Source organism: Pseudomonas sp. C32 (genome assembly GCF_030417915.1).
GTDB lineage: Bacteria > Pseudomonadota > Gammaproteobacteria > Pseudomonadales > Pseudomonadaceae > Aquipseudomonas.
This window is the reverse complement of the sequence record NZ_JAUHUK010000005.1, coordinates 290,007-305,532: the sequence shown is the minus strand read 5'-3', so window position 1 is coordinate 305,532 and position 15,526 is coordinate 290,007. Positions and strand designations below refer to the sequence as shown.

14 protein-coding genes are annotated in these 15,526 nt (G+C 60.2%); 6 read left to right on the top strand and 8 right to left on the bottom strand.

Annotated elements, in window-relative coordinates; translation table 11 throughout:
* Positions 1–65: 65 nt before the first annotated feature.
* The 4 genes from mdtD to yccS all read left to right on the top strand — a co-directional run bounded on the left by mdtD (position 66) and on the right by yccS (position 6,647).
* Positions 66–1,493 (top strand): multidrug transporter subunit MdtD, encoded by a 1,428-nt coding sequence (gene mdtD, locus QYH43_RS08480; protein WP_301156874.1) that lies wholly within the window; start codon positions 66–68, stop codon positions 1,491–1,493.
* 105 nt (positions 1,494–1,598) lie between these two features.
* Positions 1,599–2,936, top strand: a complete 1,338-nt coding sequence (gene dbpA / locus QYH43_RS08475; protein WP_256580310.1) for an ATP-dependent RNA helicase DbpA — start codon at positions 1,599–1,601, stop codon at positions 2,934–2,936.
* A gap of 131 nt (positions 2,937–3,067) precedes the next feature.
* Entirely contained in the window at positions 3,068–4,246 is a 1,179-nt protein-coding gene (locus QYH43_RS08470) for an NAD(P)/FAD-dependent oxidoreductase (RefSeq protein ID WP_095057455.1), read from the top strand.
* A 217-nt stretch (positions 4,247–4,463) separates the two neighbouring features.
* A complete protein-coding gene (gene yccS / locus QYH43_RS08465; protein ID WP_301156873.1) occupies positions 4,464–6,647 on the top strand; it encodes a YccS family putative transporter in 2,184 nt (727 codons plus the stop codon).
* 149 nt (positions 6,648–6,796) lie between these two features.
* Here yccS and QYH43_RS08460 read toward each other — a convergent pair whose 3' ends face one another.
* Positions 6,797–7,534 (bottom strand): ABC transporter substrate-binding protein, encoded by a 738-nt coding sequence (locus QYH43_RS08460; protein WP_095057453.1) that lies wholly within the window; start codon positions 7,532–7,534, stop codon positions 6,797–6,799.
* 241 nt (positions 7,535–7,775) lie between these two features.
* Between QYH43_RS08460 and QYH43_RS08455 the strand changes: the two genes are divergently transcribed.
* Positions 7,776–8,228 (top strand): GNAT family N-acetyltransferase, encoded by a 453-nt coding sequence (locus QYH43_RS08455; protein ID WP_095057452.1) that lies wholly within the window; start codon positions 7,776–7,778, stop codon positions 8,226–8,228.
* A gap of 123 nt (positions 8,229–8,351) precedes the next feature.
* On the opposite strand, the gene QYH43_RS08450 is transcribed toward QYH43_RS08455, so the two are convergent.
* The 3 genes from QYH43_RS08450 to QYH43_RS08440 are packed head-to-tail and all read right to left on the bottom strand — an operon-like array spanning position 8,352 to position 11,343.
* A complete protein-coding gene (locus tag QYH43_RS08450) occupies positions 8,352–8,648 on the bottom strand; it encodes a winged helix-turn-helix domain-containing protein (protein WP_301156872.1) in 297 nt (98 codons plus the stop codon).
* A 37-nt stretch (positions 8,649–8,685) separates the two neighbouring features.
* On the bottom strand, positions 8,686–9,174 hold the full coding sequence (locus QYH43_RS08445; protein ID WP_095057450.1) for a M48 family metallopeptidase: 489 nt from the start codon (positions 9,172–9,174) through the stop codon (positions 8,686–8,688).
* Between the two features lie 45 nt (positions 9,175–9,219).
* A complete protein-coding gene (locus QYH43_RS08440; RefSeq protein WP_301156871.1) occupies positions 9,220–11,343 on the bottom strand; it encodes a bifunctional diguanylate cyclase/phosphodiesterase in 2,124 nt (707 codons plus the stop codon).
* Positions 11,344–11,664: 321 nt separating this feature from the next.
* On the opposite strand from QYH43_RS08440, the gene QYH43_RS08435 reads away from it, so the two are divergent.
* Entirely contained in the window at positions 11,665–12,333 is a 669-nt protein-coding gene (locus QYH43_RS08435; RefSeq protein ID WP_095057448.1) for a polysaccharide lyase family 7 protein, read from the top strand.
* A 75-nt stretch (positions 12,334–12,408) separates the two neighbouring features.
* Here the strand turns inward: QYH43_RS08435 and fba are convergent, their stop codons facing one another.
* The 4 genes from fba to QYH43_RS08415 all read right to left on the bottom strand — a co-directional run bounded on the left by fba (position 12,409) and on the right by QYH43_RS08415 (position 15,507).
* Positions 12,409–13,473, bottom strand: a complete 1,065-nt coding sequence (fba, locus tag QYH43_RS08430; protein WP_053163154.1) for a class II fructose-bisphosphate aldolase — start codon at positions 13,471–13,473, stop codon at positions 12,409–12,411.
* A gap of 224 nt (positions 13,474–13,697) precedes the next feature.
* Entirely contained in the window at positions 13,698–14,030 is a 333-nt protein-coding gene (locus tag QYH43_RS08425) for an MliC family protein (protein ID WP_095057447.1), read from the bottom strand.
* A gap of 56 nt (positions 14,031–14,086) precedes the next feature.
* Positions 14,087–14,308 (bottom strand): hypothetical protein, encoded by a 222-nt coding sequence (locus QYH43_RS08420; protein WP_301156870.1) that lies wholly within the window; start codon positions 14,306–14,308, stop codon positions 14,087–14,089.
* A gap of 35 nt (positions 14,309–14,343) precedes the next feature.
* A complete protein-coding gene (locus QYH43_RS08415) occupies positions 14,344–15,507 on the bottom strand; it encodes a phosphoglycerate kinase (protein ID WP_095057445.1) in 1,164 nt (387 codons plus the stop codon).
* Positions 15,508–15,526: the final 19 nt, after the last annotated feature.

The window sequence follows — 15,526 nt, the reverse complement described above, 5'->3', positions numbered from 1 at the left end:
TCATCGCCGGCAAGCCAGCTCCTACAGTATCGGTGAAACGCTGATATTCCCTGACAAGAGGTCCCATGCCCAACCGCCCGCCTCTCGACGCCGTGACCGCCCGCTGGATACCGTGGGTGGTCGCCATTGCTTTCTTCATGCAGTCCCTCGACGGCACGATCCTCAACACCGCCCTGCCGGCCATGGCCCGGGATCTGGCGGAAGACCCGTTGCGCATGCAAGGCGTGATCATCGCCTACATGCTCACCGTCGCCTTGTTGATCCCCGCATCGGGCTGGATTGCCGACCGCTTCGGCACCAAGAAAATCTTCTTCAGCGCGATCTTGCTGTTCAGCCTCGGCTCGTTGCTCTGCGCACTGTCGACCACACTGACCCAGTTGATCGGCGCCCGAGTGATTCAGGGCCTGGGCGGTGCCTTGATGCTGCCGGTCGGGCGGCTGGTGGTGCTGCGGGCGTACCCGCGCTCGGAACTGGTGCGGATCATGGGTTTCATCACCATTCCCGGCCTGCTCGGTCCGTTGATCGGCCCGACCCTGGGCGGCTGGATGGTGCAATTCCTGACCTGGCACTGGATCTTCCTGATCAACCTGCCGGTGGGGTTGGTCGGCTGCTACGCCGTGTGGAAATTCATCCCTGACCTGCGCGGCGCTGAACGCACACGTTTCGATAGTTTGGGATTTGTGCTGTTCGGCGCGGCGATGATTCTGATCACCATCGCCATGGAAGGCCTGGGCGAACTGCACCTACCGCACTTGCGGGTGATGCTGTTGCTGTTCGGTGGCATGGCGTGCCTCGCCGCGTACTGGCTGCGTGCCGGGCATATCGAAAACCCGCTGTTCGCACCGTCGCTATTCAAGACCCGGACCTTTGCCGTGGGCATTCTCGGCAACCTGTTCGCCCGCCTCGGCAGCGGTGCCCTGCCTTTTCTGGTGCCGTTGTTGCTGCAAGTCGCATTGGGCTATTCGCCGTCCCAGGCCGGGATGAGCATGTTGCCGCTGGCCGCTGCGGCGATGGTTGCCAAGTGGGTGGCACGACCGCTGATCGAGCGCCTGGGTTACCGCATCGTGCTCACCGGCAACACCCTGGCGCTGGGGATCATGCTGGCGAGCATGGGCCTGGTCAGCGAGCAGACGCCATATTGGCTGCTGTTGTGTCAGCTGGCGGTCCTTGGCGCGATCAACTCTTTGCAGTTCACCGCGATGAACACCGTGACCCTGATCGATCTCGACGACGCCAGCGCCAGCAGCGGCAACAGCCTGCTGTCGGTGGTCGCGCAATTGTCCCTGAGCCTCGGCGTTGCGTGTGCGGGTGCATTGCTCGGTGGTTTCACGGCGGAGATTGGAAGCAGCGGCGTCGAGACGGTGCTCGGTGCGTTCCAGCTGACGTTTGTGACCGTCGGAATCATGGCCATGCTGGCCGCGACGATCTTCTCGCAGCTCTCAAAGGAAGACGGACGGCGCGTCAAACGTCCGGAACAGCACATCGAACCTTAGGGCGAATGGCCACCGGACTGGTACACTGCGCGACATTTTGTTTTGCAGGCCAGTCCCGTGACCACCATCGCCACCGAATTTAATACTTTGCCGCTGTCCGCCGCCATGCTGGCTAACCTCGACTCCCTCGGTTATGCCCAGATGACGCCGATCCAGGCGCAAAGCTTGCCGGTGATCCTCAAGGGGATGGACCTGATCGCCCAAGCCAAGACCGGCAGCGGCAAGACCGCCGCCTTCGGTATCGGCCTTCTGAACCCGATCAATCCGCGCTACTTCGGTTGCCAGGCGCTGATCCTGTGCCCGACCCGTGAGCTGGCTGACCAGGTCGCCAAGGAAATCCGTCGTCTGGCCCGTGCCGAAGACAACATCAAGGTCCTGACCCTGTGTGGCGGCGTGTCCCTCGGCCCGCAGATCGCTTCGCTGGAACACGGCGCGCACATCATCGTCGGCACCCCGGGGCGCATCCAGCAGCACCTGCGCAAGGGTTCGCTGGTGCTTCACGGCCTCAATACCCTGATCCTCGACGAAGCCGACCGCATGCTCGACATGGGTTTCTACGATTCCATCGAAGAAATCATCATGCAGTCCCCGGAGCGTCGCCAGACGTTGCTGTTCTCCGCCACGTACCCGGTGGGCATCAAGCAACTGGCGTCGAAGTTCATGCGCAACCCGCAGCAGGTTAAAGCTGAAGCGTTCCACGACGACACGCAGATCGAGCAGCGCTTCTACGAAATTTCCCCTGACGACCGCATGAGCGCGGTGACCAAGGTCCTGGGTCACTTCCGTCCGGCGTCCTGCGTCGCCTTCTGCTACACCAAGCAGCAAGTGCAGGAAACCGTTGATCACCTGTCCTCCAAAGGCATTTCCGCCGTCGGCCTGCACGGCGATCTGGAACAGCGCGACCGCGATCAGGTGCTGGCAATGTTCGCCAACCGCAGTACTTCGGTATTGGTTGCCACCGACGTTGCTGCCCGTGGTCTGGACATCGATTCCCTGGACATGGTGATCAACGTCGAGCTGGCCCGTGATTCGGAAATCCACATCCACCGCGTCGGCCGTACCGGTCGTGCCGGTGAGAAAGGCCTCGCCATCAGCCTGGTCGCGCCGTCCGAAGCGCAGCGTGCGCAGGCCATCGAACTGTTGCAGAAAACGCCATTGACCTGGGATCAGGTGGACAACCTCGTCTCCCAGGGCGGCGGTCCGCTGCTGCCGCAGATGAGCACCCTGTGCATTGGCGCCGGCCGTAAAGACAAGGTTCGCCCAGGTGACATCCTTGGCGCCCTGACCGGTGACGCCGGCATCCCCGGTGCCCAGGTCGGCAAGATCGCGATCTTCGACTTCCAGGCTTACGTGGCCGTGGATCGCAGCGTCGCCAAGCAGGCCCTGCAGCGTTTGAACGACGGCAAGATCAAGGGCCGTTCGTTGCGCGTTCGTATCCTCTGATTCACTGTAGGAGCCGGCTTGCTGGCGATGAACGATGACGCGGTCGACCTGATGGACCGCAGCGTCTGCATCGCCAGCAAGTCGGTTCCTACAGGTTTTGCGTTTGATTAAAAATTTGTGAGGACACCGTTTTGCGCTCTACCGAAGTCGTGATCATTGGCGCTGGCGCCGCAGGGTTGATGTGTGCGCTGACCGCCGCCGGGCGCGGGCGCAAGGTGTTGTTGCTCGACCATGCCAACAAGGCCGGCAAGAAAATCCTGATGTCGGGCGGTGGCCGCTGCAATTTCACCAACATGTACACCGAACCGAGCAATTTCCTTTCGCAAAACGCGCACTTCTGCAAATCTGCCCTGGCCCGCTATACCCAGTGGGATTTCATTGGCATGGTGGCCAAGCACGGTGTGCCGTACCACGAGAAAAAACTCGGCCAGTTGTTCTGCGATAACAAATCCAGCGACATCCTGGAAATGCTGCTCAACGAGTGCGACCAGGTTGGCGTCAGCCTGCACCTGGACACGTCGATCCAGACCATCGAGAAGCTTGAAAAAGGCTACTTGCTGGATACAACGCTTGGCCAAGTGACGTGCGAATCCCTGGTGATCGCCACTGGCGGTCTGTCGATCCCGACCCTGGGCGCCACCGGTTTTGGTTATCAAGTGGCCAAGCAGTTCGGCCACGAGTTGTTGCCGACCCGCGCCGGCCTGGTGCCGTTTACCATCACCGATCAGCTCAAGGAACTGTGCACCGAGCTGTCGGGTACGTCGGTCGATTGCCTGGTGAGCTGCAACGAGCAGAGTTTCCGCGAGAACATCCTGTTCACCCACCGCGGCCTCAGCGGCCCGGCGATTTTGCAGATTTCTTCGTTCTGGGAATCCGGTGACACGGTCGAGATCAACCTGATGCCTGATCACGACGTGCCGGGCTGGCTGCAACAACAGCAAGCTGAACGCCCCAACAGCGAGCTGAAAACCCTGCTCGGTGAAATCTTCACCAAGAAGATGGCCAACTTGCTGGCGGACAACTGGTTCGTCTCCAAACCGATGAAGCAGTACACCCACGCAGAAATGGCCGCCATCGCTGAAAAACTGGCGAGCTGGAAAGTCGTGCCCGCCGGCACTGAAGGCTATCGCACGGCCGAGGTGACCCTTGGCGGCGTCAACACCAATGAAGTGTCGTCCAAGACCATGGAATCGCTGAAAAGCCCAGACCTGTACTTCATCGGCGAAGTGCTCGACGTGACCGGGCATTTAGGCGGATTCAATTTCCAGTGGGCCTGGGCCTCGGGCTACGCGGCTGCGCAATACGTCTGACACCCAAAGCCCTGTAGGAGCTGGCTTGCCAGCGATGCGGACAACACGGTCTACCAGGCAGACCGCATGATCATTCATCGCCAGCAAGCCGGCTCCTACAAATGCCGTGTGTCACAGGGAAGGAACAGATTTTGCTGTCTGATGTGATCGACGCCATTGCGTCGGCGTCATTAGTGGCTCAATTTAGCGTCATTGCCTCGGAAGGCCTTCGCACTTCATGTCATCGACTTCGTTCCGTCAGTCTCTGCGGCGCCTGTGGGCGCTGGATAAATTCAGCTACAGTGTGCGGGTGTTCATTGCCCTGACCGGCACCATGGCGCTGTGTTGGTATCAGGATGAAATGGGGCTGCTGATTCCCTTGTTCCTGGGGATTATCGCCAGCGCCCTGGCCGAAACCGACGACAGTTGGCAGGGCCGTCTCAACGCGCTGGCGGTGACGCTGGTGTGTTTTGCCGTTGCCGCCCTGTCCGTCGAACTGCTCTTCCCCTACCCCTATCTCTTCGTCATCGCTTTCGCCCTCGCCGCGTTCTGCCTGACCATGCTCGGCGCGCTGGGCGAACGCTATGGCGCGATTGCCTCAGCGACGCTGATTCTGTCGGTCTACACCATGATCGGTGTGGACCAGCGCGGTGGCGCGGTCACCGACTTCTGGCACGAACCGGTGTTGCTGGTGGCCGGCGCGGCCTGGTACGGCTTGCTGTCGGTGTTGTGGCAGGCGCTGTTTTCCAATCAACCGGTGCAGCAGAGCCTGGCGCGGTTGTTCCGGGAGCTGGGGTTTTACCTGAAGCTGAAATCGTCGCTGCTTGAACCCATTCGCCAGTTGGACGTCGAGGCACGTCGACTGGAGTTGGCCCAGCAAAACGGGCGCGTCGTCGCCGCATTGAACGCGGCCAAGGAAATCATCCTGCACCGGGTCGGCAACGGTCGTCCGGGCTCGAAAGTCAGTCGCTACCTGAAGCTGTATTTCCTCGCCCAGGACATCCACGAGCGCGCCAGTTCCTCGCACTACCCCTATAACGCGCTGGCGGAAGCGTTTTTCCACAGTGACGTGCTGTTCCGCTGTCAGCGCCTGCTGCGCCAGCAAGGCAAGGCCTGCCGGGCCCTGGCCGAATCGATCCAGATGCGCCAGCCGTTCACCTACGACGCCAGCTTCGCCGAAGCCTTGAGCGATCTTGATGCTTCTCTCGAACACCTGCGCGTCCAGAGCAACCCGGCCTGGCGCGGCTTGCTGCGCTCGTTGCGGGCGCTGGCGGCCAACCTTGGCACTCTCGACCGTTTGCTCAGCGACGCCAGCAACCCCGACGCCCTGGCCGATGCCACTGACAGCAGCCTGCTCGATCGCTCGCCACGCAGCCTCAAGGACGTATGGCTGCGGTTACGCACACAGCTGACGCCGACTTCCCTGCTGTTCCGTCATGCCCTGCGATTGCCCCTGGCCTTGTGCATCGGCTACGCCATGGTGCATTTGATCCACCCGTCCCAAGGTTACTGGATCATTCTGACGACGCTGTTTGTCTGCCAACCGAATTACGGCGCGACCCGCCGCAAACTCGGTCAACGGATCATCGGCACCGCCATTGGCCTGACCCTGGCCTGGGCGCTGTTCGACCTGTTCCCCAATCCGCTGATCCAGTCGTGCTTCGCCATTGCCGCCGGCGTGGTGTTCTTTACCAACCGCACCACCCGCTACACCTTGGCGACAGCAGCGATCACCTTGATGGTGCTGTTCTGCTTCAATCAGGTCGGCGATGGTTACGGGCTGTTCCTGCCGCGATTGTTCGATACCTTGCTTGGCAGCCTGATCGCCGGGCTGGCGGTGTTCCTGTTCCTGCCGGACTGGCAGGGTCGACGCCTGAACAAGGTGCTGGCCAATACGTTGTCCTGCAACAGCATTTACTTGCGCCAGATCATGCAGCAATACGCTGATGGCAAAAGTGACGACCTGGCCTATCGCCTGGCCCGCCGCAACGCGCACAACGCCGATGCCGCGCTGTCGACCACCCTGGCCAACATGCTGATGGAGCCGGGGCATTTCCGTAAGGAGGCGGACGTGGGTTTCCGTTTCCTGGTGCTGTCACACACGCTGCTCAGTTACCTCTCAGGCCTGGGCGCGCATCGGGAAACCCCGCTGCCGGCGGACGTGCGCGAGCAATTGATCGAAGGCGCTGGCGCGAAGCTGGCCGCCAGCATCGACGAGATCGCGCAAGGGTTGGCGAGCAAATCCTCGGTGGCGATTCAGAGTGATGAAGAGGAAGCGCTGGCCGACACGCTTGAGCAGATGCCGGATGAGATCGATGAAGGCCAGCGACTGGTGCAGACGCAATTGGCGTTGATCTGTCGGCAGCTTGGGCCGCTGCGGACATTGGCGGCGCACCTGATCAAGGACAGCCGTGAGGGTTGAGATTTTCGCTGTCCGGACCGACGCAATCGCTGGCAAGCCTGCTCCCACAGGGTTATCTGGTGGTCACACGTTTTGCGTTCGCCCACTGTGGGAGTGGGCTTGCCCGCGATGAGGCTGGCAAAAACAACATGGATTCTGGACCCGCCTACTCACATCCCATGCTGCCTCATCAATTTGGCATAACTCCCGTCCGCCTTCATCGCCGCGATCTCCCGCTCAAAACCGGCGACGATTTGCTTGTGCCTGGGGTTCTTCAGGCTGACCAGGATGTGCAGGCTGTTCTCACTCAGAGGCCTCGGCAGAAACTCAACCGCGTTACGCACACTGGGCGCTTCACGGGCCAGGTAATAGCGCGCGACGTATTCGTCTTCAAGGGTCAACTTGACCCGATCGGCAGCGAGCATGCGCACCGCCATGGCGAAGCTGTGCACCGGGACTTTCTGCAGGGATTCGTCTTTATCGAACGCCGGTGAATAGGCATAACCGCGCACGATCGCAATCGGGTAAGTGTGCAGTTGCTGCAAACTGTTGTACTCGATCGGCGCGTCTTTGCGCTTGAGAAAGCGCACGCGGTTGAGCAGGTACTCGCTGGAAAACTGACCCAGCTTTTTGCGCTCGTCGTTGTACCAGGCGTTGACGAGCACGTCGTATCGCCCTTCGCCCAATCCCATCAGCGCCCGGGCCCAAGGCACCTGCTCAAATTCACTGGCATAACCGGCCCTGGCCAATGCAGTGCTGACAATATCCGTGGCCAAGCCACCATTGACGAGCGTGGCATCGGTAAAAGGTGGCCAGGCATCAGCAACCAGGCGCAGCTTTTCTGCTGCCACCCCCTGAGCCAGCAACAGCAATCCAGTCAAGGCAAAGGCTCGATGCAATCGCGGCATGCTAGAAAGTCCTTAGCGGGCGGTCAGCCCTTCTTGTTTTCAGCCAAAACCCCAAGGCTCGTCTTGCAAACCTTGGCTCATGGGAACCACTGCACAGCGCTGCATTGCAGATTACACAAAGACGACAAGGCCGCGAGAATCGAATGATGGCATTTTGGCCTTTGTTACAGATTCCTCCGCCATAAAGACTTCTGGCGCGAGTGCGCTTAGTATCGGAGCGACGTTTTCAGGGAATCAAAACATGACAGTCGATTGGATCTGCAAGCATCACAGCGACCTGGGCAAAGAACAGCTCTATGCCATTTTGAAGCTGCGCGCCGAGGTGTTCATCGTTGAGCAGCAATGCGCTTATCAAGACGTGGATGGCCAGGACCTGGAAGGTGACACCTGCCACTTGATGGCCTGGGACGGCAATCAACTGGTGGCCTATCTGCGGCTGCTCGACCCGGAACTGCAAGGCGGGGACGTGGTGATTGGCCGAGTGATCATCGCCCCGCACGCACGTGGCGCCGGGCTTGGACACACGTTGATGGACCAGGCGCTGGAGCAGATTGAAGAACGCTGGCCGCAAACGCCGATTTACCTCTCGGCCCAGACGCATTTGCAGGGGTATTACGGGCGGTACGGGTTTGTCGTGACAGGTGAGGAGTTTGTCGAGGATGGCATTCCACACATTGGAATGCGCCGTCCCTGACGACCCCATCGCTGGCAGGCCAGCTCCCGCAGGGTACCGATTGGATTGAGTGATTTTGATCCAAACGCGATTACTGCAGGAGCGAGCTTGCTCGCGATGGCGTCAGCTCAGGCAAGGCAAATCTCAGGGATACTCCAACACCGCCTTGATCTGCCGCAGATTACGCTCGATCCAACCGCGATCAATCGCCCCCCACTCGCGAATCCGATAACGCCCCGCATGGTTGCGTGCGCCTTCTTCCTGCTCGAATTCGCAGACGATATCCAGATCCGCCAACGCCGCGATGGTGTCCTGCGCCGTGCGCCGGGGCATGCCGGTGACTTCGGTCAGCGACGGCACGCTGCTGGCCAGCCCGCTGTCGATCAGGTACGCCACGTACAAGCGGCGATAGAAGCTGCTTTTGGTCTTGCTCACGTCCATCCAATACTCCTTAAAAGATCGCAGCCTGCGGCAGCGCCTACAGATCCCGCCACGTCAGGTAGACCCGCACATCAAATTCGACCTGGTGATACCCCGGCAGCATGTGTTCGCACAGTTTGTAGAACGCCTTGTTGTGGTCCGATTCCTTGAAGTGCGCCAGCTCATGCACGACGATCATTTTCAGGAACTCGGACGGTGCTTCCTTGAACAACGAAGCGATGCGGATTTCCTTCTTGGCCTTGAGCTTGCCGCCCTGCACCCGGGAAATCGTGGTGTGCAGGCCCAACGCGCGGTGAGTCAGGTCCAGACGATTGTCGAACAGCACTTTGTCGATAGACGGGGCATTTCGCAGGTATTCCTGCTTGAGGTCCAGCGCATAGGTGTACAGCGCCTTGTCGCTCTGCACCCCGTGCTTTTCCGGGTAACGCTGGGTCAGGTAATCGCCCAGCCGACCGTCGGCGATCAGCTGTCGCACCTGGTCCTGCAAGTTGGCGGGATAAGCCTGGAGGTATTTCAACGCGGTCATCGGGGCGGCAATACAGATCACTAAAAGGTCGCCAGTGTAGCGAATTCAGCGGGTCAGCGCGCTCCAGTCGAAGGGCTGTACAAACTCACCGGCGTCTTCAGACGTCATCGGTCGCGCCACCAGAAACCCTTGTACATACTCGCAGCCATTGGCTTGCAGCCACTCATATTGCGCGACCGTTTCCACCCCTTCGGCAATCACCAGCATGCCGAACTGTTTGCACAGGTCGATCACACTGCGCACCAGTGCCGCGTCTCGAACGGAATCCGGCAGCCGGGCGATCAAGTGACGGTCGAGCTTGAGGGTGTCCAGTTCCAGGTCGCGCAGATGCGACAGCGAGCAATGTCCGCAGCCGAAATCATCCAGCGCCACACGCACCCCCAGGTTGCGCAGCAGACGCAGTTGTTTACGCGTCTCTTCAGGGTTGTGCATCAAGGCTTCTTCCGTGACCTCGAGCTCCAGATGACGCGCCTGCAAGCCATGACGCTCAAGCACCTGGCGCAATTCAGTGGCCAGATTGGGCATGCCGAACTGCGTGCTGCTCAAACTGACGCCCACGACCAGGTCTTCGGTAAACAGTGTTTCCCAGGCTTTACGCTGGCCTGCGCTGCAATGGTAAATCCAGCTGCCCAGACGACTGATCAGCCGCGCTTCTTCCAGCAAAGGTAAAAACAGACCCGGCGGCACATCGCCGACGCTCGGGTGCTGCCAGCGCAGCAAGGCCTCGAACCCGCGAATCCGCCCGTCGACAATCGACACCTGAGGTTGATACACCAGGTTGAAATCACGGTTCTCGATGGCGGTGCGCACGCTGTCTTCAAGCATCAGCCGCGAGCGTGCCCGCCCGTTCATGTCATGATCGTAGAAACGATATTGCTGACGCCCGGCGCGCTTGGCTTCATACATGGCGATGTCAGCCGCCCGCAGCAGCCCATCCAGGTTGGCACCGCAATCGGGGAACGTGGCAATGCCGATGCTGGCCCCCAAGGCCATATCCAGGCCATCGATCTGCTGACAGATCGACACCCGCTCAATGAGCTTTTCGGCAATCTTGGCCGCTTGCTCGGGGAACTCCAGATCCAGCAGCGCGGTGAACTCATCGCCCCCCATGCGGGCCAGAATGTCGAAGGGCCGCAAGCAGGATTTCAACTGTTCGGACACCCAACGCAACACACGGTCACCGGCATCGTGCCCCAGGGAATCGTTGACGCGCTTGAAGCCGTCGAGGTCCAGATACAGCAGCACCCAGGCACTCCCGGAGCGCTCGCCCCGCAGCAGCAGGTTTTCCGCCGTCTGGTAAAAACCCCGGCGATTGAGCAAACCGGTCAGCGGGTCGGTGACCGCCTGAAACTCCAGTTGCTGATGCAGATGACGCACCACCGACATGTCCAGCACGGTCACCACCATCGCGTGCTGTTCGGAGGGCAGTGGCGCGCAGGACAACGCCACTGGCACTTGCTGACCGGGCGCCGTGCGCAATACGGCGTCGTGCAGACGCAAAGTCTCGCGACGTTTGTAACCGGCGAAAAATTCGGAATCGGCCCAGATTGGAAAATGCGGTTTTTGCAGGTAGTCGAGAAACTCTTTGCCTTGCAGCTCCTGCACCGTCGCGTTGAGCAGCCGCGACATGGCCGGGTTGGCGAAGCGAATGACCCCGTCCTCACCCAACACCAGGATCCCTTCGGCGGTGTTATCCAGCACCGAAGCATTGAAGGCGCGTGCGCTCTCCAGATCGTGGCTCAGACGCTGCAGTTGTCGGCGATTGCGCTGATGTTCGAGCAGCGCCTGGACCTTGGGTTTGAGGATCTGCGGATCGAAGGGTTTGAACAGGTAATCCACGGCACCACTGGCGTAACCCTTGATTACCGCATCCGGCGACTGCTCATTGGCGGTCAGGAAGATGATCGGTGTGAGACGGGTTCGCTGGCTGCCGCGCATCAGGCGGGCCACTTCAAATCCGTCCATGCCCGGCATCTGCACGTCCAGCAGCACCAGGTCGACATCATGCTCAAGCAACAAGCCGAGCGCCTCGAAACCCGAGGCGGCGGTAATGACCTGCCAGTCCTGACGCTGCAACAACGCGCGCATGCTGATCAGGTTTTCAGGGTAGTCGTCGACAATCAGTAACGTTGAGTTGCCTTCGACGGACGTGGGTTGCGCGCATTCCATGCTGCTTCTCTTTGTGCGAGGCCAGGCCGGCTTCTCGTGAAAACCGGACAAATACTAAGCCATTACTCTAGACCTGGATCCAAAAAAGCAGAAGCCATCAGAGCGCCATCACCTAACCAAAGGGTTAACTCGCCGACTAACGGTCACCTCTACAGCCCGCTAAAACCGGGAAGGATGGCATTTCGACAGGATGTTGGCGCCAACGAACCGCCAGACGGGCGTTAACAAAACACCCCTCTGCGCTTATAAAGACCGCCCCAAAAGGTGCGGGCTAGAGCTTCTGGCACGCCCGTGCAGCACGACCAAAATGGAAGAACCTACATGATCGATCTCGCAACCTGGAACCTAAGCGTCCCCGTTGGCAGCCCGCCGTACACAGTAGAAACCTCCAAACTGGTAGACGGCTTCAAGGATCAGTACTTCCATTCCGATACCGGCACATTGTTTTTCTGGACGCCGGTGACCGGCTCACGAACCGAAAATGCTATTTATCCCCGCACAGAACTGCGTGAAACCTACAGCAACGGCACCCTGCGCAACTGGTACTACCCCGACGCCGACAACACCTTGCGCGCCACCCTGGCAGTGAACCAGGTGCCGAGTTCGGGGAAGATTGTCATCGGCCAGATCCATGCCTATCAAAGTCAAAAACCCATGGTGAAGGTGGAGTACCAGTACAAGACCGACACCGAGACAGGCAACATCGTCGCCAAAGTGCGCATGCACCCCTATGACGACACAGGACGGGTAATCACCATCGCCACCGGCGTCAAACTCGACCGCGAATTTTCCTACCTCATTCACCTCAGCCCCGGCGGCGCATTGGGCATCAGCGCGGCGGGCTACACGTGGGACACCAACATCAGCACGACCTGGCGCGAGAAACCGCTGTACTTCAAGGCCGGGGTCTATGTGCAGGACAACACCGGGTACACCAGCGAAGGCGGGAAGGTGACGTTCAGCAAGCTGGATATTGATCACGACAAGTAACGCCACAAAGTCGGATCATCGCCCACAAAAAACCCGCCTTTCGGCGGGTTTTTTATGCGACTCAAACGCTAAGGCTTAGTTGACCTTGGCGTTCAACTCACCTTTCAGGTAACGCTGATACATGCCTTCCAGCGAGATCGCCTTGATCTTCGAAGCGTTGCCGGCAGTGCCGAAGGCTTCGTAGCGAGCGATGCACACGTCGCGCATGGCGGTGACGGTGGCGCCGAAGAATTTACGCGGGTCGAACTCGCTCGGGTTGGTGGCCATCAGGCGACGCATGGCGCCGGTGGACGCCAGGCGCAGGTCGGTGTCGATGTTGACCTTGCGCACGCCGTGCTTGATGCCTTCGACGATTTCTTCAACCGGAACGCCGTAGGTTTCTTTGATGTCGCCGCCGTACTGGTTGATGATCGCCAGCCACTCTTGCGGAACCGAAGACGAACCGTGCATCACCAGGTGAGTGTTCGGAATGCGCTTGTGGATTTCCTTGATGCGGTCGATGGCCAGCACGTCGCCGGTAGGCGGCTTGGTGAACTTGTACGCGCCGTGGCTGGTGCCGATGGCGATGGCCAGGGCATCCACCTGAGTGCGTTTTACGAAGTCAGCGGCTTCTTCCGGGTCGGTCAGCATTTGGCTGTGATCCAGAACGCCTTCAGCGCCGATGCCGTCTTCTTCACCGGCCATGCCGGTTTCCAGCGAACCCAGGCAACCCAGCTCGCCTTCTACCGAAACGCCACAGGCGTGAGCCAAGGCAACGGTTTGTTGGGTAACACGGACGTTGTAGTCGTAGTCGGTCGGGGTCTTGCCGTCTTCGCCCAGGGAGCCGTCCATCATCACCGAGCTGAAGCCCAGTTGAATGGAGCGCTGGCAGACGTCAGGGCTGGTGCCGTGGTCCTGGTGCATGCACACCGGGATGTGCGGGAACTCTTCGATGGCTGCCAGGATCAGGTGACGCAGGAACGGCGCGCCGGCGTATTTGCGAGCACCGGCCGAAGCCTGGACGATCACCGGGGAGTCAGTCTTGTCAGCGGCTTCCATGATGGCGCGCATCTGCTCAAGGTTGTTGACGTTGAAAGCTGGAACGCCGTAGCCGAACTCGGCTGCGTGGTCCAACATCTGGCGCATGCTGATAAGTGCCATTGTGTGTATCTCTCCCGGTTGAGGGTCGTTAATCGTGCCAGCCTGCCGGAGCGGCGGCGGCTATTCAAGTTATTGCAGATCGGGGGTTGGCCCGGCCTGCGAATTCGCTAATTGCTCAACTCATCCCTTGTAGGAGCCGGCTTGCCGGCGATGGCGTCCGCCTGGACAGTGCATGCCTCAAGGGCCTCATCGCTGGCAAGCCAGCTCCTACAGGGTTTGCGTTGTTATTCGGCCTTGCAGCCACGGCCAATCAAATCATTGGTGGCGACCCAGTAAACCAGGCCTTCCTCACCTTTTATGTGAAACGCCAGCATGTCGTTGCTGTACAGCGCACCCGACGCACCCGGTTCCTCTTTCAGGCGATAAACCTGGTCGGCACCACCCAGGCGCACGTCGACTTCCTTGCGGCTGTCGTCGGTGAAGCGCCATAGCACCTTGGCCTGACTGTCACAGGTCCAGGTGGTCCAGTTATCCACAGGGGCGGACGACTGGAACGGGTTCAAATAGGCGCATCCTGCCAGTAATGCCAGTGCCGCAACGGCGATAAAACCTTTCATCCGTGTCCCTCGACCGACGGCACACGCCGCCAGCCCTGAGTAAAGAGTCAGACCCGTCAGGGGCAGCCATGTTCCTTGGCGGGAGTCTGTGTCTCGTATTTGTCCAGGCCATCAGGCCCGGACCGCTTGTTGAGCACCGGGTTGGTTTCCGCCTGCCAGTCGGCCTGGTAGCAGTTTTTTTCCGAGCCGGAAGGCGCAGGTTCCGGCGTGGCTTTCGGGTTACTCCCGCAAGCCGCCAGCGAACCCGCGACGATCAACAGCACTAACGTCTTGACCATTTCAACACTCCCTTGCCTGGTCAAACGGGCGACCCTCAGGCCTTGGCCCGGCTTTCCAGGACTTCAACGGCTGGCAACACTTTGCCTTCGACGAATTCGAGGAACGCGCCGCCACCGGTAGAAATGTAGGAGATCTGCTCGGCAACGCCATACTTGTCGATGGCCGCCAGGGTGTCGCCGCCACCCGCAATGGAGAACGCCGCGCTGTCCGCGATGGCCTGGGCCAGGACTTTGGTGCCGTTACCGAACTGATCGAATTCAAACACGCCAACCGGACCGTTCCACAGGATGGTTTGCGACGACTTCAGCAGTTCGGCGAAGTTCGCCGCGGTCTGCGGGCCGATGTCCAGGATCATGTCGTCGGCAGCGACGTCAGCGATCAGCTTCACGGTGGCCGTCGCGCTTTCAGCGAATTCCTTGGCAACGACCACGTCAACCGGCAGCGGCACGCTGACCTTGGCGGCGATGGCGCGAGCGGTGTCCAGCAGGTCCGGCTCGTACAGGGATTTGCCGACCGGGTGACCGGCAGCGGCCAGGAAGGTGTTGGCAATGCCGCCGCCCACGATCAACTGGTTGCAGATCTGGCTCAGGCTGTTCAGCACGTCGAGTTTGGTCGACACCTTGGAGCCGGCAACAATGGCAGCCATTGGCTGGGCCGGGGCACCCAGGGCTTTGCCCAGTGCATCCAGTTCAGCAGCCAGCAACGGGCCGGCAGCAGCGACTTTGGCGAACTTGGCCACGCCGTGGGTCGAACCCTCGGCACGGTGAGCGGTGCCGAAGGCGTCCATCACGAACACGTCGCACAGGGCGGCGTATTGCTGGGCCAGTTCGTCAGCGTTCTTTTTCTCGCCTTTGTTGAAGCGCACGTTTTCGAACAGCACGATGTCGCCCGCTTTCACGTCGACGCCGCCCAGGTAATCCGCCACCAGCGGCACTTCACGACCCAGAGCCTTGCTCAGGTAGTCAGCGACTGGCTTGAGGCTGTTCTCGGCCGAGAACTCGCCTTCGGTCGGACGGCCAAGGTGCGAGCAAACCATCACGGCCGCGCCTTTTTCCAGGGCCAGCTTGATGGTCGGCAGCGAGGCCAGGATTCGCGCATCGCTGGTGACAACACCGTCCTTGACTGGGACGTTGAGGTCTTCGCGAATCAATACGCGCTTACCTTGCAGATCGAGGTCGGACATCTTCAACACGGTCATGGGTCGCACTTCCTGAATA

Excerpts from the sequence above, each read along its gene's own strand:
- mdtD (WP_301156874.1), top strand. The coding sequence starts at position 66 with ATGCCCAACCGCCCGCCTCTCGACGCCGTGACCGCCCGCTGGATACCG.
- dbpA (WP_256580310.1), top strand. The coding sequence starts at position 1,599 with ATGCTGGCTAACCTCGACTCCCTCGGTTATGCCCAGATGACGCCGATC.
- yccS (WP_301156873.1), top strand. The coding sequence starts at position 4,464 with ATGTCATCGACTTCGTTCCGTCAGTCTCTGCGGCGCCTGTGGGCGCTG.
- QYH43_RS08460 (WP_095057453.1), bottom strand. The coding sequence starts at position 7,534 with ATGCCGCGATTGCATCGAGCCTTTGCCTTGACTGGATTGCTGTTGCTG.
- QYH43_RS08455 (WP_095057452.1), top strand. The coding sequence starts at position 7,776 with ATGACAGTCGATTGGATCTGCAAGCATCACAGCGACCTGGGCAAAGAA.
- QYH43_RS08450 (WP_301156872.1), bottom strand. The coding sequence starts at position 8,648 with ATGGACGTGAGCAAGACCAAAAGCAGCTTCTATCGCCGCTTGTACGTG.
- QYH43_RS08445 (WP_095057450.1), bottom strand. The coding sequence starts at position 9,174 with ATGACCGCGTTGAAATACCTCCAGGCTTATCCCGCCAACTTGCAGGAC.
- QYH43_RS08440 (WP_301156871.1), bottom strand. The coding sequence starts at position 11,343 with ATGGAATGCGCGCAACCCACGTCCGTCGAAGGCAACTCAACGTTACTG.
- QYH43_RS08435 (WP_095057448.1), top strand. The coding sequence starts at position 11,665 with ATGATCGATCTCGCAACCTGGAACCTAAGCGTCCCCGTTGGCAGCCCG.
- fba (WP_053163154.1), bottom strand. The coding sequence starts at position 13,473 with ATGGCACTTATCAGCATGCGCCAGATGTTGGACCACGCAGCCGAGTTC.
- QYH43_RS08425 (WP_095057447.1), bottom strand. The coding sequence starts at position 14,030 with ATGAAAGGTTTTATCGCCGTTGCGGCACTGGCATTACTGGCAGGATGC.
- QYH43_RS08420 (WP_301156870.1), bottom strand. The coding sequence starts at position 14,308 with ATGGTCAAGACGTTAGTGCTGTTGATCGTCGCGGGTTCGCTGGCGGCT.
- QYH43_RS08415 (WP_095057445.1), bottom strand. The coding sequence starts at position 15,507 with ATGACCGTGTTGAAGATGTCCGACCTCGATCTGCAAGGTAAGCGCGTA.